Genomic DNA, 20,061 nt, shown 5'->3' with positions numbered 1-20,061 from the left:
ATAAAAATAGCAAAAGAAGTAAAAATCCTGCAAGCATTGAAATTCCTAATCTACTATTGCAAACTAAAAGAAAGTTTCATATAATTTAGGAGATTCATACTCACACAAGGAGACCAGTATGCAAGAAATCCAAACTTATTTTATATCTGCATTTCTAGGGTGTAGCGTACAAGTCATTTCATTAATGATGGGTATTCAGATTCTTACTAGAGGGGCATTTACCAAGATAAATCTAGTAATTCTGTATATTGTTTTAATTATAGAAAGTATGACACTGCTATACTACATTCAGTACTTCTCGCTTATATTTACACTTGGAATACTTGTATTTGCTTTGCGGTTCAAGAAAATTCGTTGGATATTGGCGATTGGTTTACCATTTGTTTGTGTAGCCTATCTGGTCGTGGTTGATTATATCGTTAACATTACGACAATTCTCGTATTCTCTTCCACAAGTCAAGCTACTATTGCGAATCCGAATATTTATTATGTGGTATACATATTAGCTTTATTAGTAGCCTATCTACTATACAAGCTGACCGCCCGAATTATTTTTAACAGGAAAATCAAAGGAATAAGCACTGCAAATAAGAAATGGTTGATAGTCGTCCTGATATTAACAATCGTAATGGTATACCTATTCATTTATTTAGAGTCTAGCTATGGATTCCCTAATGAACTCGTATACATTAACGGCGCTTTATTTTTCATTTATTTTTTGTCAGCGATTATCATCTTCTTATTAATTCTTAAAGCAAGTGAAAGACAGGCTGAAATCAGGAATCAGGACTTAAAAATGCAGCAACTTAAGAAATATACAGCATCCATAGAGAAAATCTATGATGAAATGAACGTATTTCGACACGATTATATTAATATTTTGGCAAGTCTAAATGGTTATATTGAGAAGGCCAATCAACAGGATTTACAGACGTATTTTGAAAAAACTATCAAGCCATTGAGCAACCATATTACAAATAAAGAGACCGGAGGCACCAAAGAATGATGAATATCGGCACTATCTTTAACACCAGCACAGCTTTTATCTGGATCACACTTATTGCGATAATCTGTATTATTTTATTTATCAGCATCTTATTCCTAATGCGAAAACGAACGAAAATATCCAAAACGCAACGCTACTATATTTTCCTAGCAATCGGCATTATCGTTGTAACCGCAGTGATATTACAATTAACGATTTACATGTCAAATACATATGAGTTTCCAAAAGCTGTTTTATACACAACAGAAGTGCTTTTTGTCGCCTACTTGGCGATTATTTGCCTGGTTTTGGTGAAAGTGTACCGCGCGAATTTGAGAGAGGCTGAGAAACGGAATCAAGAAGAACAAATGGCTCAGCTACAACGTTATGTTACGAATGTGGAGCAGTTGCAGCATGAGGTTGTTCATTTCCAGCAAAATTATGTTGATGTGCTATCGAATCTCGAAACTTTGATTGCCAATGGTCAAATGGAAGAATTGGCGACGTATTTTGATGAAAATATTTTACCAGTGAACAAAAGCATGGTGGATAATAAATACAAGTTGTCGCAGATTAAGAATATGCACGTGTTGGAACTAAAAGGCTTACTTGCGGCGAAAATGATGCGTGCTCAAGAACTGAAAATTGATGCGCAGTTGGAAATTGTGGAACCGATTGAAAGCTTGGAAATGTATAAAGTCGAGTTGTGCCAGGTTGTCGGGATATTGCTTGATAATGCGATTGAGGCGAGCGCTGGAACGACGGCTGCTTTTATGAAAGTGGCATTTGTGAAGAACGAGAACACGGTGACGATGCTTGTGCAGAATAGCGTACCTGATGAAATGCCTGAAATCCACCAAATGTTTGAAAAAGGCTTTTCGACAAAAGGTGAGAATCGTGGGTTGGGGTTGGCGATTGTTGATGAGATCGTTAATAAAAACGCTTCGGTTGTGTTGGATACGCAGATTTTGGATGATGGGACGTTTATGCAGGGACTTATTATAAGGCAGTAGGTGGAGAAATTATGTTAACATTTGCGTTTGGTTTTGTAGTCGTTGGTGTATGTCAGATGTTTTTACTAGTTTTTTGGTGCCAACATACTGGCGAGAAAGTCTCTATCAACATTAACAGTTGTTTTAGTAGGGATTGTTTTAGCTGTTGTAGGATTGATTCTGTTAGCAAAGATTCAATATTTTTCGATGGTATTTGTGATTGTTATCCTGATTTTTATTTTTAGATTTAAAAAAAAATTGGTTGGGCTACAGCGATTGTATCACCTATTTTGGCAATGTTAGCAATGATTATGAGCGATTATCTTATCATTTTTACAATGAATTTGCTCAATAAGAACTATGAAGATTTTTTGCTTAATCATTCTATTTTGTTTGTATTAATTTTGATTCCTTCAACATTTGGATTTTCTTTTGCTATAAATAGATTTGTTCCTAAAATAAGGGAGAATTATCTCTTGATTGTTTTATTGGTTTTAACTATTATTCTGTTTTACATCTTTATTTATGCAGGCTCATTGTATCACTTCCCTAAGGCCATTACTTCTATATACACATTAATCTTCGCAACGTTTATATTGGCAATCGCTCTAACTTTTATAATCATAACGAAGATAAGCCAAAAACAATTAGAAATTCAGAAACAACAACTTGAGCTAGCGCAACTAGAAGAATATACAACGCGGATGGAAAGTTTGTATGCAAGCATGAATATGTTCCGTCATGATTACGTCAACATTTTGGCGAGTTTGCATGGTTATATCGAAAAAGCCGATCAAGAGCTACTCGAAAAATATTTCAATGAAGTAATCGTACCTTTAAAAAATAGAAATCAGATAAAGTGAGTAAACGGAGGCTAAATCATGGGCCCAATCATAGTCTTTTTTATTGGAGGGGTGTTGCAATTATTAGGAATAACTGTAGTCGCCAATTTGTTAGCTAATAAAATTCTACCTGTGAAAACAATTTTATTCGCAACACTATTTATGAGCTTAGGTATTATTTTTCTTAATAGTATTCAATATTTCACAATCATATATACTACAGCAGTCCTAGTATTTTTCCTTAAACGTAGAGGAGGTACATGGATAATCTCATTTGTAGCTCCAATGTTATCTTTTATAGTGATAGTCATTGCTGATTATTTAGTAAGCTGGATGGTGGGCGAAGGTCTAGGTTTTTATTTACATGATTATAATAATGTCTATCTCAATTTTGTCTTTTTGATTCCTAATTTTGTTTGTGCCTATTTGATAGGAGCACTGATTTATTGGATTTTATATAAAAGAAACTTCCAAGGCGTATTGAACCGTAACGGATTTGTTATTGTCGCACTTATGGCAATGACCATGGCGATTACATATCTATTTATCTATCTTGAAGGTGCACTAGGATTCCCTAGAGGACTGACTACTATTTATCTGATCTTATTTGTTACTTTCTTTATCACGATCTCCATAGTTTTTTTGATTATGGATAGAATCAGGAAAGAACGTGATAAACATCAAAAACAAGCTACAGAATTAGCACAGCTTCGTGACTATACAGAGCGTTTAGAAAAGCTATATACTAATATGAACACATTCCGACATGACTATATCAATATATTGGCTAGTCTGCACGGATATATCGTACAAGGAGATAGGGCGTTGCTAGATGCCTATTTTGAAGAAGCACTCAAACCTTTAAAACAAGACACACCAAAATAGGAGTTTTAAAATGGATAATCAAATATTAGCTATCATAATCGTAGTCGTGCAAATATATTGTATTGCATTCTTCACTAATATCCTAGCAAGCAGGATTTTTTCGTTACAATTTTTGCTTGTTTTCGATCTGTTTTTAGCTACAATAGGCACAATTTTATTTGTAACGATTGGTTATTTCGCATTAGTTTTTATATTATTAAGTTTAGTAGTAGCGCTCAAAGTAAAAGGAAAAAGTTTCTTTATTGCGCTTATCACCCCCTTGACGACCATTTTATTATTAGTCATAATCAGTTATTGTATAGACGTATTTACCGTCAGTTTCCTCCATATGGATACAGCTCTGAGTGAAAATGGTATTGCATTTAATATGATATATTTTGTTGCTCTAATCTTTCTCGCATACTCGGCTAGTGTCATTCTGGAGCATTTATTTAGGACTAAAATTTATAAACGAATAAATAAAGCGAACGGCATCATGCTTATAGTTGCCTTGCTAGTTATCGTTGTGACTATGTATGTGTTCATTTATATCGAATCATTATACAATTTCCCAATTGCCATCATTCGATTTAACGGCATTCTATTCGCAACATTTTTTATACAACTGCTCATTATCACATTAATCATTACGAGAATAAATAAGAATTTGATGGAAGCAGACAAGAAGCGAATTCAAAGTGAGCAATTAAAAAGATACATCACTTCTATTGAGACAATTTCTATGGACATGAGCCAATTCAAACACGACTACATCAACATCCTATCAAGTCTACACGGCTATATAGAACAGGGCGATACATTACAATTAAAAACCTATTTCAAAAACACAATCACACCACTAAAAACCAACTTAACCAGCAATCAAGACCAACTAGCAACTCTGCAAAAAATCAATAACCTAACATTCCGAGCCACACTAAACACCCTGTTCACTAAAGCTAAACAAAAACGAATAGACCTCCACCTAGAAATCACCGACCATCTTCAAATGACCGATGAGCAATGCACAACCATCGAAATCCAACTTGCAGAACTAATCAATCAGCATCAAAACACGAAATTAAAGCTTAATCTAACACCATCTGGGATAGAAAGGATGTCAAGCGAATGATTCCAATTTACATTTGTGAAGATGACATGATGCAGCGGAAAGAAATTGCATCTTATATAGAAGACTATATCAAAATCGAACATAAAGACATGCACATTCAACTAAAAACAGAAAGCCCAGAAAAATTGCTCGAATCCATTCAGAAAAAACGCGAACCAGGGTTATATTTCCTCGATGTTGCCTTAAAAACACAATCTATAAACGGTTTCGAACTAGCAAAAGAAATTCGCAAAAACGATCCCCGAGGATTCATTGTTTTCATTACATCGCACTCAGAAATGAGCTATTTAACGTTCACCTACAAAATCGAAGCAATGGACTACATCATCAAAGACGACTACAAAAATATCCAAAGACGCGTTATCGATTGCATTCAAAGCGTAACTAAACGCGTCAAAAATAACGATAAACAAGGCAAATATTTAACGATAAAAACCGACGATCGCATTCTACACGAACCACTAGAAAATATATTGTTTATCGAAACATCATCGCGTGCTCATCGAATCATCCTGCATAGCAAAAAGCGCAAAATCGAATTTTACGGTAAAATTAAAGAAATCGCAGCCAAACTAGACCAGCGTTTCATTAGAACCCACCGTTCTTTCCTCGTAAATAAAGACCACATCAAAGAAGTTGACCTAGCCAAAGGTATCGTTTACATGAACAATGGACAAAAATGCCTCCTCTCAACAAGAATGCGAAAAAATTTAGAATAAAAGCAAACCAAGAAGCTGAAAATAAAGCAGTTTTCTTGGTTATTTTTATGTTGAAAAGCTATTTAAAGTTATGGATGTAACTAAAAAAAGAGCGGTTTTTTGCGTTCACTTACAAAAACGCGACGTTTACGAACGATTGCGTCAGAAACCGCTTTTCTATCGTATAATTGGTTTATGAAAGTAAGGCTTACGGAGATGAGCCAGAGAATCACACTATTAGACACTGAAAGGACTAGATTACGGTATGATGAAACCATTTATTCCAGTAGGATTGGCTAGCACACAATCATACTCCTTTTTCCAAAAGGAAATTATGCGTGATCAGCAGTTCTTTAGCCCCGTCTTGGCTAAAATTAATTTGGTGGACCGTAATAGTGAAGATTCTAAATGGGATCGTCTCATGTTAGCGGTATTTTCTGAGCTTGATCGCTACTATATAAATAATCAAGACCACTATATGGAGGGTTTTCCTATTTCCAACAATGAGCCAAAATATAAAATGTTAATCACATATCGTGGCTACATCTATTTTTTGGACAGCATTACAAAGCATGTTGGCATTAGTGATAATCGCTTCTTAGTAGGACTTAACCGCGACAAGTTGTATATGATTGCTTATCGGGATGAGGCACTTTATAGTAAGCCGCTGAGAGGGAAGACGAGTCTTCTTTCTCAAGACGGCGTAGTAACGCGAAACATAGAGAAGGTTTTAGATATGAATGAAATACCGAATGATAAGGTAGAAATTGCAGAGTTTGTTAATTCGGACAGAGTTAGTGAAATTTCACTAGTCTCTGTCTGGGAATTAGCACTCGGTGAATAGGGAGGCGAATGGTATGTTTAGTTTGACCGTCCCCAATATGGCAACAAAGATTACCAAAACGATTTTTCGCGATAGAGAAGTCGACGAAGATAGATTCGCTATTGTAAAGTATGGCGTGGAAATATTTTTAGTAAACGTGACGAAGGGTATCATCGTATACTCAGCCGCTGCCTTGCTCGGGATGCTTTGGCAGACGTTGGTTGTACATCTTTCATACTTGATGATTCGTAGGCACTCTTTTGGTCTGCATGCGAAGACGAGTTTGGGTTGCACAATAACAAGCGTTGTAATGTTCGTGATATTACCTTATTTTGTGAAGGATGTTCAATTGTCGGAGTGGATGATCATGCTTATAAGTAGCCTGATTTTACTGAATATTGCAATATTTGCACCTTCGGATACTGAAAATATGCCGCTTTTTAATGCTCAAAAAAGACACAATTTGAGGCGAAAATCGATAATCAACACCTTTTTTGTATTGCTGATTATGCTTTTGATACCTTTTGGAGAAGTGAAAACGTTGATTTTATTAGGATCTACTTTACAAACATTGATGATCAATCCTTGTTTGTATAGATTACTTGGTAGGAGGTATGATAATTATGAGTTTAGTTGAGAAATATACAAAACGAATTTCAGATAAGATTATCTGCGAGACAGAAGTCTACGCATCAAATTTGGCTAGAAAATCTACAAAAAAAGCCTGCTCGGTATTTATTTATGAACCCGAAATACCAAAAGCTCTACTAAAAGAAATTAAATAGCCATTGCATTTGTCAAATGGAGTATTTTCAACTATAATTTAGTTAAAATACTCTACTTTTACAGGGGGACATATGGATATTGATACATTAGTTGGCGGCGTTGTTCAAATCATTAGTTTTATAATAGGTATTCAAGTCATAGCAAGAGTAAGTTTTTCGTGGAAATTAAGGATTTGGCTTTCTGTGTTATTATCATTGAGTGCAATACCACTATTTATTTTTGCCGAGTATATTTCGGTGCCCTATATAATGCTTGTACTTTTGGTAGTATTGTATCGAGCTAGCAGAAGTATTAAGCTTTCTATTACTAGTCTAGTAGTTACTTTTATTTGCTCCATCATTGCGGATGCATTGAAAAGCCAAACTTTAATATTAATTAAATATCTTTCTGGTGTTTCACTGGATAAGAATATTCTAATTAGCTACGCTATATTTTTCATATATGTGTGTGTTATATTTAAGTTGGTAGATATAGTGCTTAATAAAATTAATCGTGATATTATTTATCAAAGTAGATACATGCTATTGATTATAGGTATCAGTTCTTTAACTCTTATGTTATTTTATTTCTATATTTTCGAAGGGTCTAAGGAAGGTTTTACAGATACTATTCTTCAAGAAAATGCTATTGTATTTTTGGTATATACGATTATTATGACAGCCACTTTAACAGTTGTTATTAAGACTGCTGTTAGAAGTGCCAAAGTCGAAGCGCAAGCTCTCCAAATGCGGCAACTTCAGGAATATGTTGGGGCGCTGGAAGCTTTGCAGAAGGATGTTCGTGTTTTTAGGCATGATTATGTTAATATTTTGTCGGGGATTAATGGGTTTATCACGAATGAAGATATGGATGGGTTGCGGGTTTATTTTAGGACGAAGGTCATTCCGATGAATTCGGATATGGAAATCAATATTTCGAAACTGGCGACTTTACATAACTTAGAAGTAATTGAATTGAAGGGCTTGTTTGCGACGAAACTGATTCGGGCGCAGGAGCTGGGTGTGAATGCACAGGTGGAAGTGTATAAGAAAATCGACCAGATAAATATGGATAGTATTGATTTGTGTCGCGCAGTGGGAATTTTATTGGATAACGCGATTGAGGCGGTCATGGACACTAAAGATCCGACGATTCGTGTTGCAATTATTCAGAAAAAAGATGCTATTGTACTTATTTTTGCTAATAATTTACCAGAGAATTCTCCGCCTGTCCATCAATTCTTTGATGAAGGTTTTTCGACGAAGGGTGAGAATCGCGGACTTGGTTTGTCAACTTTGAAAAAGACGTTGAAGAAATATCCGAATGTATCTCTAGACACGAAAGTAACGCAACACGGGTTCGTGCAGGAACTTGAAATCGGCTAACTTGGAGAGGGTGAGGAGATGATTGAGGTTTTTATCTGTGAGGATGAAGATAACCAAAGAGCAGAAATTGTGAAATATGTCGAAAGCTACATTATGATTGAAGAATTTGACATGCAACTTGCTTTGGCCACAGGTGATCCTGAAGAACTATTATCTTACGTGCAATTGAGTGGCGAGGGTATGGGACTTTACTTTTTAGATGTAGACTTGAAACATGCGCATTTGGATGGTTTATCTTTAGCGCAACAAATTCGAGAATACGATCCTAGAGGGTTTATCGTTTTTATCACAACACACGCGGAACTGAGTTACCTCACTTTTACATACAAAGTAGAAGCGATGGATTATATTATCAAGGACGATTTCGACAAAGTGCGTAATCGAATTTTTGATTGTTTAAAAAGCGTTGAAGAAAGAGTGAGCCGGGAACGCAAAGATGTCGGGAAGTTTTTTACGTTTCGTTCTGGTGAAAAAGTGGTGCATGAGTTGTATGACGACATTTTATTTTTGGAAACAACGGGAAATGCGCGTCGTGTTACGTTGCACGGGAAGGAACGGCAACTCGAATTTTATGGTAGCTTGAAAGAATTGGATGAGCAGTTTGATGAGGATTATTTTTTCAGAACGCATAAGTCGTTTATTGTGAATCTGGATAGAATAAAAGTAGTTGATTTTAAAACGCGGACTATTACGATGGTAAATGGTGCGGAATGTCTGGTTTCTATGCGTAAAGTGAAGGAATTGAAAGAACGGATTAGCCAGCGTAAGGAAAGTGAACATAAATAAAACTCCCGTATTGTCTCTTAAGTGCAGAGATGGTACGGGAGTTTGTCGCTTATTTCAAGCCAGCTTTATTTACTACGATATCATCAATTAGGCCGTATTCTTTTGCTTCAGCAGCCGTCATGAAGTTGTCACGATCTGTGTCACGAGCGATGACTTCAATTGGTTGGCCAGTGCGTTCTGCCATAATCGTGTTCATACGTTCTTTAATTTTTAGAATGTGGCGAGCAGCGATTTCGATTTCAGTCGCTTGACCTTGCGCACCGCCAAGTGGTTGGTGAATCATGATTTCTGCGTTTGGAAGCGCGAAACGTTTGCCTTCCGCACCAGCTGTTAATAAGAAAGATCCCATAGAAGCAGCCATACCCATTGCAATCGTTTGAACGTCCGCTTTCACAAAGTTCATTGTGTCATAAATCGCCATACCCGCGGAAATACTTCCACCTGGTGAATTGATGTAAAGGAAAATATCTTTCTCTGGATCTTGCGCATCAAGGAATAGCAATTGCGACACGATAGAATTCGCTACGTTATCGTCGATTGCACTACCTAACATAATGATGCGGTCCTTAAGTAAGCGGGAATAGATGTCATAAGCACGTTCCCCACGACTTGTTTGCTCGATTACTGTTGGAATTAAATTCATAATTAAAACGCCTCCTGTTTACCTAATTTCATTGAAAAAAGCCTAACTCTTTAGCTTTTTGTTGCCTACTTGATGCTTCTATATTACACGAATGGTCAAACAAGGTCAAACGAAAGGCTCGCACAAAAATTGCCTGTAAGATAAAGCTTGTATAATTGGGCTTTTTCCGCTATAATTATTGTTTGTGAGTGTCAATTAACTCGCCCTCGTGGTGCAAAGGATAGCACGTGAGATTCCGGTTCTTAAAATGGGGGTTCGATTCCCTCCGAGGGCATAAATGAGTAAATGAAGAAGTCGTTAAACTGTGGGTAACTTGTTGGTATGGCAAGGGTTACGAGTATTTTAACGACTTTTTGTTTTGCGTAGTATTGCGAGGATTTTTCAATCTTTTGTGGCAGATATTTTTCTTGAGAAGTAGATTTTTTTATATTCAATTCTAGTCTATTCGCTCCAATGCTATCGAATGTCCCTTGTTGCACATGCGAAAAATTATGAGCTTATATTTAGTAGTAATAGGATTGAGCCTAAAAATTATTGATTGGAAATTTATCAATTAGAGTTAGCAAATTATGACTATGTCAATTTAAGAAAATTGAATCTACTAAGCGAAAATAAAGGAAATGATCTTAATTGATGAAATAACTCAAATGAACACTGAAGAAGAGAAGATGTTGTCGGAGTATTGGGTGGCTTTTCCTAAATGCACCAATATGGATTAATATTTCTTTTATTGAGCTAGAACAAGTAGCAGTTTTTAACCTAGACACTAGTTTAAGATTTAGAAAACCAATATTGTTGAGAAATAGCAAGGGTGGAGATATACCGTTTAAAGTGATTTGTTAATTTTGTTTGAGCTTATCAATAGTTTGATAGATTTAGAGAAGTCGCTTAATTTTCCTATCATTATAAGTGAATAACATCTTTTTTTGAGAAAACGGTTATACATTTTTGAAAGCTATTTTCTTGGTGATATAAAAATGTAATGATTGGAGGTGGAAAGATGAACAAGAAAATGTTGCTATTGGGGATAGTAGTTATGATTACAATATTTGGATATTTTATCTATAAAGTTAGTTTTAGTAATTCAAATTACAAATGGTCAGGTCATAATCATGAATGGGAGGCTAAATATGAGATATCAAGAAATTCTGCAAAAAATATGTACTCGGGCACATTAAACTGGATTGGCGATGTGGACAAAGAAAAAACTTTGTTCATATACCATATTGATACTTTTTTTGATGGGAAAAAGGTTGATTTATCCGAAATAAACAGTGATTATCATAAGGATCTTCCTTTTGCCGAATTTCACCAAAACGTAGAGAAAGATACTAAGATAAAGATAATTATTTTTGGGGAAATAGGCGAGAAGGGTTTCACTGAAGAGTTATCATTAAGTAGGGGGGAGTAAGAGACCATGAAAAAATTTTTGATAGGAATTATGCTCATGTTTGCACTAATGATGTTGATACCGATTAACACACATGCCAGTAACTCTAATACAGACATGGATATAACTATTAGAGAGATTGAAGAGAGTTTGTTGACATACTTTGATGACCGTGGGTTGGATTATGAGATTGGTTCCGCAGAAATGAGTGATTATTTATATAAACAGTTGAGTGAAGGGGCTGATAGAGAATTAATGGAGCTTGATAATTATGAGGATGTTTTAGCGTATGCAACAGAATATATATACCAAGAGACTTCTGGTGAATCAATAGAGGATATGCAAGAAACAACACTGCGTGATATTAAAGATGATGTGGATAAAGAATTACATACGCAGAGTGTGTATTTCGAAAAACTTTCTCCAATGTTACTAAAAGCATCTAGTTATAATAGGACTGCTGCTGTTAATTACGCCTTGAAATATGCGCTAAATAATAATAAGTCGTACAAATATTATGGTGGTAGCGGTGGAGATTGTACTAATTTTGTTTCTCAAGCAATCTATGCTGGTGGAATACGTGGCACAAGCACTGGATATCCCTTGTATAAAACTTGGTCTAGCACATTAACACAGAAAGGACGATCAGACAGTCCAGCATGGATTAATGCTAATGAGTTTAGATTATATTGGCAGATGAAAAAATCTAATGTAACGGCATATTCCACAAAAGCAGATTTATCAAAGAGAGCTAATTTGGGTGATGTCATTAATTATTCAAATAAAAAAAACTGGACGCTCTTGGCACAACTGCATAGTGACTGGTAAATCCGGTAGTACACTTTATATTTCGCAACATAGCATAGGTAGAAAAAATAATAATTGGAATAATATCTCTGTGGATACCAAGGTTAACAAATTAAGTTTGATTAAGTTCTGATAAATGTCATATTTCTTAAAAGCAACCATCCAAAACCACTTATCTGGCGTGATGATTGCTTTTTTGCTATGATAAATTGCGAAAGAGGTGAGGTCATGAAATTAGGCTATGCATGTATTAATATGTCGATGCCATCGAAATTCAAATCGTGTCGGCTGAAAACAGTGGAGGAACAGGGGCTTGAAAAGGTCAAGGAGATTGCTGTACATAATTTAGCGGAAGTCATTCGCGTCCTAGAGTGGAATATCGCACATGACATTTACTTTTTCCGGATGTCGAGTGATCTGATTCCTTTTGCGTCGCATCCGATTATGACGTGGGAGTGGCAACGGGATGCGGACATTTTGGCGTTAACTGCTGAAATTAGTCGGTTGCGGGAGCTTCACGATATGCGGTTGTCGATGCATCCAGGGCAATACACGATTATTAATTCGCCGCGCGAGGATGTTGTGGAGAAGGCGATTGCAGAGCTGACGTATCATCAGCAACTTCTGGATTTAGTCGGAGGCACAGACATGATTTTGCATATTGGTGGTGCTTACGGGGACAAAAAATCTGCAAGTGAGCGCTTTATTTATGCATATAACGGCTTATCAGAGGATATTAAGCGGCTTTTACGGCTTGAAAATGACGACAAGACATATACGGCGATGGATGTGTTGGGAATTGCCAAGGCAACAGGCGCAACCGTTTGCTTTGATATTCATCATCATAATTGTAATCATGAACCGAATGCGGACGTGACGCAAATTGTGACGGATGTCTTCAAAACGTGGGAAATGACACCAAAAATGCACATTAGTTCTGGAAAAACTGGGCCAACAGATCGGTCGCATCACGATTTGATTCACGAAGCTGATTTTCAGTATTTAATGGGCTTACTTGCTGGTCGGGATGCGGATATTATGTTTGAGGCAAAGCAAAAGGAGAAATCGGTTTTGATCTTGCGAGAGGCAATGAAATGATAGTTTACGTATGGAGAAAGTCGTGATAAAATAAGGTGAATTGAATATTGGAGGTGGTAGCGATGAAGAAAAGAACCCGTGCAGAGGAACTAGTTTTTACGCGTAATAAAATTTTGACAACAGCTCGAGATCTTTTCATGGAGAAGGGCTATCGTTCGGTTTCTACTCGTGACATTGCGGCCAAGTGCCAGATGACACAACCCGCTCTATATCACCATTTCAAAGATAAGGAAACGCTATATATTGAGGTTGTTCGGCAGTTGACAATTGAAATTCAAGCCGACATGATACCTATCGAAAAAACAGACAGTGCACCACAAGTACAGCTAAAAGCGATGCTAACAATGCTTATTGAAAAGCATCCTACTAACATTTTAATGATGATTCATGATATACTGAATGAATTGAGCCCGGAGAACCAATTTCTTATGTTTCAACTGTGGCAAACAAGTTATTTAGACCCGTTTAATCGTCTATTTAAAGCAATCTCTGACAAGGGAATGCTTCGAGAGGGTATTACAAGTGAAGCAGCAGCGCGCTATTGTTTGTCAACGATTAGTCCGATTTTTGCTTCGAGTAGCCCTTTTCGCAAAGGTTCTATGGCTAATCGGTTAGACGAGTTAATCGATTTTATGATGTTTGGTATTTGTAAAAAAGAGGTATAATTTAAGTGTCTCTTTTTTTAAATAAATATTTATCAAGTGATAAGTGAAAAAATAGGGGGAATTAAAATGAGTCACTCGGTTTTTAGTAAAATTGCCAATGCAGTTGGCGGAAAGAAAGGCCGGTTTATAACACTGGCTGTATGGATTTTGTTAGTCATTGCTTTACAATTATTTTTACCAAAAGCTGCGGATTATAAAGATGATGCGGCGCCTGATCTTGCGGCATCGGAGCCTTCTGTTGTAGCGCAAAAAGTGATGGATGAACAGTTTCCATCTGGTGAAGGCACGCCAGCTTTGATTACGTGGTATCGTAGCACTGGACTTACGAACGCTGATTTAGCACAGATTCAGCAATTTTCGAAGGAGTTAGAACAGAATCCGATAAAGCATCAAAAAACAGCAGTTCCTTATGATAAAATGCCGCTTCCAGTGTTGAAAAAACAAGTCTCTGAGGACGGAACAACCTTTATTCAGACAGTATTAATGGATTCATCGGCAACTTCCGATCAATTAAAAGACAGTTTTACGGAGCTGGAAAAAACGGCAAATATGACTTTTTCAGACAAGCCATTTAAACAAGATGTTGCAAGTAAAGACACACTGGTAGCGCGGACAACGGGGCCAGCAGGGATTAGTGTGGATGCTACTGAATTATTCAGTGACGCGGACGTATCGTTGCTCATTGGAACTGTATTACTTGTTTTGGTTTTCTTATTAGTTATTTATCGCTCGCCAATATTAGCACTTATCCCACTTATTGCAGTCGGTTTCGCGTATTTGGCAGTGACGCCGATTCTAGGATTACTCGGTCAAGAAGGCATTATCACATACGGGTCACAAGGACTCTCAATCATGACCGTACTTTTGTTTGGTGCCGGAACGGATTACTGCTTGTTCCTCATTGCGAGATTCCGAAGCCAACTTCACCATGACGAAAATCGCTATACTGCTTTCAAAAAAGCTTTTGGAAACACTGCTGGGGCAATCGCTTTGAGCGGCTTCACCGTGATGGCAGCACTTCTCATTCTACTTGTCGCCAAATACGGTTCGATTCATAATTTTGCGGTACCATTTAGTTTATCTATTTTAATCATGATGATTTCATCCTTAACACTAGTGCCAGCCTTACTTGGCATCTTCGGGCGCATTTCCTTCTGGCCGTTTGTACCAAGAACGGAAGCTATGGCCAAAGAGCATGCCGCTAAAAAAGGAAAAAAGGTCAAGATTCATCGCGAAAACCGATTTTGGCACCGTGTTGGTGAAATTTCAGCGAACCATCCAATTAAGACATTTGTCATCACGCTCCTTATTTTAGGTGGATGTGCCTTGTTCGCAACACAAGTCAAATACACGTATGACACACTATCCACTTTTCCAAAAGATATGCCGTCGCGTGAAGGTTTTACACTAATTAGCGACCACTTCGGCGCCGGGCAATTAGCGCCAATGAGCCTTATCGTCAAAACAAACGGTGAGAAAACAGCGATGCGCGAAAATCTGCAAAAAACAGATGGTATCGAAACTGTCTCGGTAGGTATTCCAAGCGCGAAAAATCCGGATTACACCATGTACACCATCCAGCTCGCAGATAATCCATATAGCAACGAAGCGATGGATCTTATTCCAGACATCCGAGACACTGCGCAAACGACTATGTCCGATGCAGGCTTGTCCAAAAATAATGTTTGGATTGCTGGACAAACAGCGACGCAATACGATTCGCGTGCTGTAACAAAAGAGGACGAAGCCTTAATTATCCCGCTTGTCATCGGTCTAATCGCCTTGCTACTGCTCGCGTACTTGCGTTCCGTTACAGCAATGATCTATCTCGTGGCAACCGTGCTACTGTCCTTCTTTAGCGCACTCGGGTTAGGCTGGATTATTATTCACTACATCATGGGTGCCGAAGCAATCGCAGGTCTGATTCCGATTTATGCATTCGTGTTCATCGTCGCACTCGGCGAAGACTACAACATTTTCATGATCTCAAGCATTTGGAAAAAAAGTCGCGAGCTTCCACTGCACGAAGCAATCGCAGAAGGAGTCGGACAAACTGGTGGCGTCATCACATCCGCAGGTCTTATCCTAGCAGGAACATTCGCCGTCCTAACGACACTGCCGATTCAGTTGCTTGTCCAATTTGGTCTTATCACAGCAATCGGCGTTCTACTCGACACGTTCATTGTCCGCCCATTCCTTGTTCCAGCCATTACTATGCTATGTGGCAAATGGGCGTTTTGGCCAGGAAAAGGGCATAATCAAGAGCATAAATAAAAAAAGGCTTGTATCCCCATAAAAAAAGTATATAATGGAGATATTGAAAAACGGAGGTGGGCATAATGATGAACATCGTGGATATGCACTGCGACGCACTTTACAAGCTACAAGCAGGCGTTGGAAAAGTTACATTTCAAGATTCTGAGGAGCTAGATGTGAACTTCGAAAAAATGATTGCTGGCGGTGTGAAAATGCAGGCCTTCGCTATTTTTTTAGATCCAACAACACCGGTAGAACAGAAATGGAAAAAAGCCATCGAGCAAGTCAATATTTATAAACAACATATTCTGCACCGCAATGGTGTAATCAAGCCACTTCGCCAATGGTCAGACGTTGCGCTCGTTCCAGAAGAGAAAATCGCGGCATTCCTAACATTGGAAAGTGTCGAGCCAATTGGTACAGACTTACGAAAACTAGACCAAATGCTCGATTACGGCGTACTATCTGTTGGCTTAACTTGGAATAATGCCAACTTAGCAGCAGATGGCATCGAAGAATCACGCGGAGCAGGATTGACCGACTTTGGAAAAGCAATCGTTGCAAAACTCAATGATCGTAAAGTTTTTACCGACGTATCGCATTTAAGTGAAAAAGCGTTTTGGGACGTAATGGAACTGGCGGATTATCCGATTGCAAGCCATTCTAATGCCAAAGCAGTTTGCCCGCATCATCGCAATTTATCGGACGAACAAATCAAGGCGCTACTTGAAAAAGACGCAATGATCCACCTTGTTTTTTATCCATTGTTTACGAAGGAGACGGCAGACACTGTTTATATAGAAGATTTAATCGATCATATCAAACACATTTGCGACCTTGGCGGTGTAAAAAACATCGGTTTCGGCTCTGATTTCGACGGCATTCCTTATCATATAGAAGGTTTGGAAGATTGTTCGAAATACCCAACCCTAATCACCGAATTACGAAAACACTTCACAGAACAAGAAATCAAAGGCTTTTGCTACGATAATTTTGTTAATCACTTACCTAAATAAAAATGGGCACTTCTCTGAATTTTGGAGAGGTGCTTTAATTTGGGTCTTTTGAACTTGGGGTGTCGTGTTATAATAGAAGGGACGAGTACGTAAAACTAGGAGGAGTAATCCATGAGATTAGAGTCTAATTTTGTCCAAAAGCAGCAGCAGACGCAATCGATGAAGCTCGCGATGACACAGCAATTATCGCAATCCATCGCAATGTTGCAGTTTAATATGGAAGATTTGACGGCTTTTTTAGAAGAGAAGGCGCTTGAGAATCCTCTTATTGAAATTGTTCCAGGCGTGGACATGGCTCCTGATTACACAACGATACGTAAAAATAATAACGCGACAGGGACGGACGCCACGGATTGGTTGGAGCAAATCGCGGATACAACAATGACGCTGGCCGACGCTTTGAAAGAGCAAATGCAGTTTTTAGATATGACCAGTCAGCAGAAGCTGATTTTATTGTTCTTAATTGAAAGCCTAGATGACAATGGCTATTTGCAGACTGATGTGGATGTCGTTGCTTCGGCGCTCCTTTCCTCAGAAGGCGATGTGCTGGAAATGCTAGAAGTATTGCAAGGCTTTGAACCAGCTGGTGTGGGCGCTAGAGACGCGAAGGAATGTATTTTATTACAAATAGAACGGAAAGAAGACGCCCCGCTTCATGCTTACGACGTGATTCGCGATTACTTCGAAGACTTTGCGAATAAACGCTGGAAAAGAATAGCGGACGATTTAAACATGAATGTGCTTGCGATTCAAGATATTGCTGATTTTGTCGTCACACTAAATCCAAAACCAGGCGCAGAATTCGAATCAGACCGCGTACAATATGTCGTGCCAGATTTGATTTTGCATCAGGTGGGCAATGAATTACAAGTATCGGTTGCCAAGCAATTTTTGCCTCGAATGCAATTTCAAGAAGCCTATTTTCAAATGATGCAGGCGACGCAAGAAAAAGATGTAGCCGCATTTTTGAAAGACAAAGCCGGCGAATTCGACTGGCTCAAAAAGGGCTTAGAACAGCGAGAAAGTACGATTGGGCGCGTTGGTGAAGCGATTGTACGCCATCAGAAGGATTTCTTCTTACACGAAGGCAAGCATTTGCAACCGCTGACGCTAAAAGAAATTGCCGAAGAAATCGACGTCCACGAATCCACAGTAAGCCGCGCGGTAAACGGCAAGTACATGGAAACGGCGCACGGCGTCTACGAACTGAAATATTTCTTCTCATCCAGTCTCACCAAGAAAGCAACCGAAGAATCGGACGCAGGCGATGTCTCCAGCCAAAGCATCAAGAACCTCATTCAGCAATTTGTCAGCAACGAAAATAAATTAAAACCACTTTCCGATCAAAAAATCGTAGAAATGCTAGACGAACAAGATATCCAAGTTTCTAGGCGCGCAATTGCGAAATATCGCGGGGAACTAAATATCCCATCATCATCAAAAAGGAAACGTTTCGCTTAACCTCTTGACTACAACGCAAGAGGTTAAGCTTGTGTTTTTATTGTTCATGTTTTAACGCACTCATTCCGTGGAACTAGTAGAGTGGCCTGTTTGATAGTGTTAAAAAATCATGAATTTTTCTTTAAATTACTGCTTAACACTTGAATTTCCAAGCAATCACTGGTAGAATACTTGTTGTAGGGTAATGAAATAACTGCTTGTGTTACGGCAAGTGCTTTACGGAAGAGACGGGTTAGTTTAGAAACGATAAGATGGCTGAATGGCCACAATAGTTACTAGCAAAGACTTAGATCTCTTGTTTTTTTAGTTTTATCGGGACATCTTATGACTAAGCGGGTCAAGAAGAGTCCAAGAAGGTTAGGAGACTTTGAAATGTCAGATATCATTAACATTCAAAAGAAATTGTTACCCGACATGCTTCTAGTTATGCAGAAGCGCTATCAAATTCTACGCTCTATCTATTTTGCGGAGCCAGTTGGCAGACGAACATTAGCTCAAATGCTTGGGATGAGTGAACGAGTGCTACGCGGTGAAGTGGAATTTTTGAAAGCGCAGGGGTTGATTGGCATTGCTCCTTCTGGAATGACAGTTACGAAGGACGGCCTGGTTGTATTTCGTGAATTGGAATCCGTAATGAATCAACTAACAGGAATACATACAATGGAAGACCGACTACGCGAGAAGCTGAAAATCAAAGCGTGTTTTGTCGTTCAAGGTGATAGCGATGTGACACCGTGGGTCCAAGAAGAAATGGGACGCGTGGCATTGGCACAACTCGATATATCATTAACGGAAAACAAGAATATTATTGCAGTAATGGGCGGTTCAACAATGGCAACGCTGGCCGAAATGATGACTCCCGATTTTGCAGCAGGGCGTGAATTGCTCTTTGTTCCAGGGCGAGGCGGACTTGGTGAGGACCTGAATAATCAGGCGAACACGATTTGCGATCGCATGGCAACAAAGACGAATAGTAAGCACCGCATGTTTTACGTACCAGAGCAGCTTGGTGAAGAAGCGTATCAATCACTTCTGAAAGAACCAGCTATTCAAGAAGGACTGCGACTCGTTCAATCGGCGAATGCCATTTTGCACGGGATTGGTGATGCGATGACAATGGCAGAACGCCGTCACACCAACGCCGAAACCATGCAGAAAATCACAGACAGACAAGCTGTAGGTGAAGCATTTGGCTACTATTTCAACGAACAAGGAGAAGTCGTCTATAAAGTCCCGACATTTGGTTTACAATTTGAAGACCTACCGAAGATTCCAAACATCATCGCGCTTGCAGGAGGCACTTCAAAAGCCAAAGCAATCAAATCGTATATGAAAACCGCTCCGGCACATACGATTTTAGTAACAGACGAGGGAGCCGCAACGATGCTTTTAAAAGGGGAAAACACCCTTTTGAAATAAAAAAATTTCATTATTTTCAAGGAGGAAATTGACT

Annotated in this window: 20 protein-coding genes and 1 tRNA gene; 20 read left to right on the top strand and 1 reads right to left on the bottom strand. The window is 38.4% G+C overall.

Features of this window, described 5'->3' with window-relative positions:
* Positions 1–268 precede the first annotated feature (268 nt).
* The 11 genes from PRIP_RS07795 (at position 269) to PRIP_RS07750 (ending at position 9,272) form a co-directional block, all read left to right on the top strand.
* Positions 269–1,006 carry a sensor histidine kinase gene (locus tag PRIP_RS07795; protein ID WP_149023787.1) on the top strand — a complete coding sequence of 246 codons (738 nt, stop codon included), beginning with the start codon at positions 269–271 and terminating at the stop codon, positions 1,004–1,006.
* Positions 1,003–1,998 carry a sensor histidine kinase gene (locus tag PRIP_RS07790; protein WP_052008808.1) on the top strand — a complete coding sequence of 332 codons (996 nt, stop codon included), beginning with the start codon at positions 1,003–1,005 and terminating at the stop codon, positions 1,996–1,998. The genes PRIP_RS07795 and PRIP_RS07790 overlap by 4 nt, the downstream gene beginning before the upstream one ends.
* Before the next feature lie 455 nt (positions 1,999–2,453).
* Positions 2,454–2,840, top strand: coding sequence for a sensor histidine kinase (locus PRIP_RS07785; protein ID WP_052008807.1), 387 nt, complete (start codon positions 2,454–2,456; stop codon positions 2,838–2,840).
* Between the two features lie 18 nt (positions 2,841–2,858).
* Positions 2,859–3,704 (top strand): hypothetical protein, encoded by an 846-nt coding sequence (locus PRIP_RS07780; protein ID WP_036100681.1) that lies wholly within the window; start codon positions 2,859–2,861, stop codon positions 3,702–3,704.
* A 10-nt stretch (positions 3,705–3,714) separates the two neighbouring features.
* Complete coding sequence (locus PRIP_RS07775; RefSeq protein ID WP_036100679.1) at positions 3,715–4,815, top strand: sensor histidine kinase; 1,101 nt, start codon at positions 3,715–3,717, stop codon at positions 4,813–4,815.
* Positions 4,812–5,534, top strand: coding sequence for a LytR/AlgR family response regulator transcription factor (locus tag PRIP_RS07770; protein ID WP_036100677.1), 723 nt, complete (start codon positions 4,812–4,814; stop codon positions 5,532–5,534). The genes PRIP_RS07775 and PRIP_RS07770 overlap by 4 nt, the downstream gene beginning before the upstream one ends.
* A gap of 244 nt (positions 5,535–5,778) precedes the next feature.
* A complete protein-coding gene (locus PRIP_RS07765; protein ID WP_036100675.1) occupies positions 5,779–6,357 on the top strand; it encodes a hypothetical protein in 579 nt (192 codons plus the stop codon).
* Between the two features lie 13 nt (positions 6,358–6,370).
* Complete coding sequence (locus PRIP_RS07760; protein WP_052008806.1) at positions 6,371–6,973, top strand: accessory gene regulator B family protein; 603 nt, start codon at positions 6,371–6,373, stop codon at positions 6,971–6,973.
* Positions 6,960–7,121 (top strand): cyclic lactone autoinducer peptide, encoded by a 162-nt coding sequence (locus tag PRIP_RS16720; RefSeq protein ID WP_159101527.1) that lies wholly within the window; start codon positions 6,960–6,962, stop codon positions 7,119–7,121. The genes PRIP_RS07760 and PRIP_RS16720 overlap by 14 nt, the downstream gene beginning before the upstream one ends.
* Before the next feature lie 72 nt (positions 7,122–7,193).
* Entirely contained in the window at positions 7,194–8,486 is a 1,293-nt protein-coding gene (locus PRIP_RS07755) for a sensor histidine kinase (protein WP_036100673.1), read from the top strand.
* An 18-nt stretch (positions 8,487–8,504) separates the two neighbouring features.
* On the top strand, positions 8,505–9,272 hold the full coding sequence (locus tag PRIP_RS07750) for a LytR/AlgR family response regulator transcription factor (protein ID WP_036100671.1): 768 nt from the start codon (positions 8,505–8,507) through the stop codon (positions 9,270–9,272).
* 49 nt (positions 9,273–9,321) lie between these two features.
* Here PRIP_RS07750 and clpP read toward each other — a convergent pair whose 3' ends face one another.
* A complete protein-coding gene (gene clpP, locus PRIP_RS07745) occupies positions 9,322–9,915 on the bottom strand; it encodes an ATP-dependent Clp endopeptidase proteolytic subunit ClpP (protein WP_036087474.1) in 594 nt (197 codons plus the stop codon).
* 202 nt (positions 9,916–10,117) lie between these two features.
* Between clpP and PRIP_RS07740 the strand changes: the two genes are divergently transcribed.
* The 9 genes from PRIP_RS07740 (at position 10,118) to PRIP_RS07700 (ending at position 20,027) form a co-directional block, all read left to right on the top strand.
* Positions 10,118–10,189 (top strand) — tRNA-Arg (locus PRIP_RS07740).
* A 726-nt stretch (positions 10,190–10,915) separates the two neighbouring features.
* Complete coding sequence (locus PRIP_RS07735) at positions 10,916–11,326, top strand: DUF4944 domain-containing protein (protein WP_036100669.1); 411 nt, start codon at positions 10,916–10,918, stop codon at positions 11,324–11,326.
* Positions 11,327–11,332: 6 nt separating this feature from the next.
* Positions 11,333–12,133 carry an amidase domain-containing protein gene (locus PRIP_RS07730; protein WP_036100667.1) on the top strand — a complete coding sequence of 267 codons (801 nt, stop codon included), beginning with the start codon at positions 11,333–11,335 and terminating at the stop codon, positions 12,131–12,133.
* Between the two features lie 207 nt (positions 12,134–12,340).
* Positions 12,341–13,210, top strand: coding sequence for a UV DNA damage repair endonuclease UvsE (gene uvsE, locus PRIP_RS07725; protein ID WP_036100666.1), 870 nt, complete (start codon positions 12,341–12,343; stop codon positions 13,208–13,210).
* Between the two features lie 62 nt (positions 13,211–13,272).
* A complete protein-coding gene (locus PRIP_RS07720) occupies positions 13,273–13,875 on the top strand; it encodes a TetR/AcrR family transcriptional regulator (RefSeq protein ID WP_036100664.1) in 603 nt (200 codons plus the stop codon).
* 66 nt (positions 13,876–13,941) lie between these two features.
* Positions 13,942–16,149 carry an MMPL family transporter gene (locus tag PRIP_RS07715; protein WP_036100662.1) on the top strand — a complete coding sequence of 736 codons (2,208 nt, stop codon included), beginning with the start codon at positions 13,942–13,944 and terminating at the stop codon, positions 16,147–16,149.
* 68 nt (positions 16,150–16,217) lie between these two features.
* Positions 16,218–17,147, top strand: a complete 930-nt coding sequence (locus PRIP_RS07710) for a dipeptidase (RefSeq protein WP_036100703.1) — start codon at positions 16,218–16,220, stop codon at positions 17,145–17,147.
* A gap of 111 nt (positions 17,148–17,258) precedes the next feature.
* The gene (gene rpoN, locus PRIP_RS07705) at positions 17,259–18,608 is read left to right on the top strand and encodes an RNA polymerase factor sigma-54 (protein WP_036100660.1); all 1,350 of its coding nucleotides are present in this window, start codon (positions 17,259–17,261) and stop codon (positions 18,606–18,608) included.
* Positions 18,609–18,980: 372 nt separating this feature from the next.
* Complete coding sequence (locus PRIP_RS07700; protein WP_036100658.1) at positions 18,981–20,027, top strand: sugar-binding transcriptional regulator; 1,047 nt, start codon at positions 18,981–18,983, stop codon at positions 20,025–20,027.
* Positions 20,028–20,061 lie beyond the last annotated feature (34 nt).

The organism is Paenilisteria riparia FSL S10-1204 (genome assembly GCF_000525995.1).
Taxonomy (GTDB): domain Bacteria; phylum Bacillota; class Bacilli; order Lactobacillales; family Listeriaceae; genus Listeria_A; species Listeria_A riparia.
This window is presented reverse-complemented; position numbering and strand designations above follow the sequence as displayed.

Bases quoted from the DNA above. Each gene is read 5' to 3' on its own strand.
- PRIP_RS07755 (WP_036100673.1), top strand. From the start codon at position 7,194: ATGGATATTGATACATTAGTTGGCGGCGTTGTTCAAATCATTAGTTTT.
- PRIP_RS07760 (WP_052008806.1), top strand. From the start codon at position 6,371: ATGTTTAGTTTGACCGTCCCCAATATGGCAACAAAGATTACCAAAACG.
- PRIP_RS07770 (WP_036100677.1), top strand. From the start codon at position 4,812: ATGATTCCAATTTACATTTGTGAAGATGACATGATGCAGCGGAAAGAA.
- clpP (WP_036087474.1), bottom strand. From the start codon at position 9,915: ATGAATTTAATTCCAACAGTAATCGAGCAAACAAGTCGTGGGGAACGT.
- PRIP_RS07775 (WP_036100679.1), top strand. From the start codon at position 3,715: ATGGATAATCAAATATTAGCTATCATAATCGTAGTCGTGCAAATATAT.
- PRIP_RS16720 (WP_159101527.1), top strand. From the start codon at position 6,960: ATGAGTTTAGTTGAGAAATATACAAAACGAATTTCAGATAAGATTATC.
- PRIP_RS07795 (WP_149023787.1), top strand. From the start codon at position 269: ATGACACTGCTATACTACATTCAGTACTTCTCGCTTATATTTACACTT.
- PRIP_RS07715 (WP_036100662.1), top strand. From the start codon at position 13,942: ATGAGTCACTCGGTTTTTAGTAAAATTGCCAATGCAGTTGGCGGAAAG.
- uvsE (WP_036100666.1), top strand. From the start codon at position 12,341: ATGAAATTAGGCTATGCATGTATTAATATGTCGATGCCATCGAAATTC.
- rpoN (WP_036100660.1), top strand. From the start codon at position 17,259: ATGAGATTAGAGTCTAATTTTGTCCAAAAGCAGCAGCAGACGCAATCG.
- PRIP_RS07730 (WP_036100667.1), top strand. From the start codon at position 11,333: ATGAAAAAATTTTTGATAGGAATTATGCTCATGTTTGCACTAATGATG.
- PRIP_RS07750 (WP_036100671.1), top strand. From the start codon at position 8,505: ATGATTGAGGTTTTTATCTGTGAGGATGAAGATAACCAAAGAGCAGAA.
- PRIP_RS07700 (WP_036100658.1), top strand. From the start codon at position 18,981: ATGTCAGATATCATTAACATTCAAAAGAAATTGTTACCCGACATGCTT.
- PRIP_RS07780 (WP_036100681.1), top strand. From the start codon at position 2,859: ATGGGCCCAATCATAGTCTTTTTTATTGGAGGGGTGTTGCAATTATTA.
- PRIP_RS07765 (WP_036100675.1), top strand. From the start codon at position 5,779: ATGATGAAACCATTTATTCCAGTAGGATTGGCTAGCACACAATCATAC.
- PRIP_RS07710 (WP_036100703.1), top strand. From the start codon at position 16,218: ATGAACATCGTGGATATGCACTGCGACGCACTTTACAAGCTACAAGCA.
- PRIP_RS07720 (WP_036100664.1), top strand. From the start codon at position 13,273: ATGAAGAAAAGAACCCGTGCAGAGGAACTAGTTTTTACGCGTAATAAA.
- PRIP_RS07735 (WP_036100669.1), top strand. From the start codon at position 10,916: ATGAACAAGAAAATGTTGCTATTGGGGATAGTAGTTATGATTACAATA.
- PRIP_RS07790 (WP_052008808.1), top strand. From the start codon at position 1,003: ATGATGAATATCGGCACTATCTTTAACACCAGCACAGCTTTTATCTGG.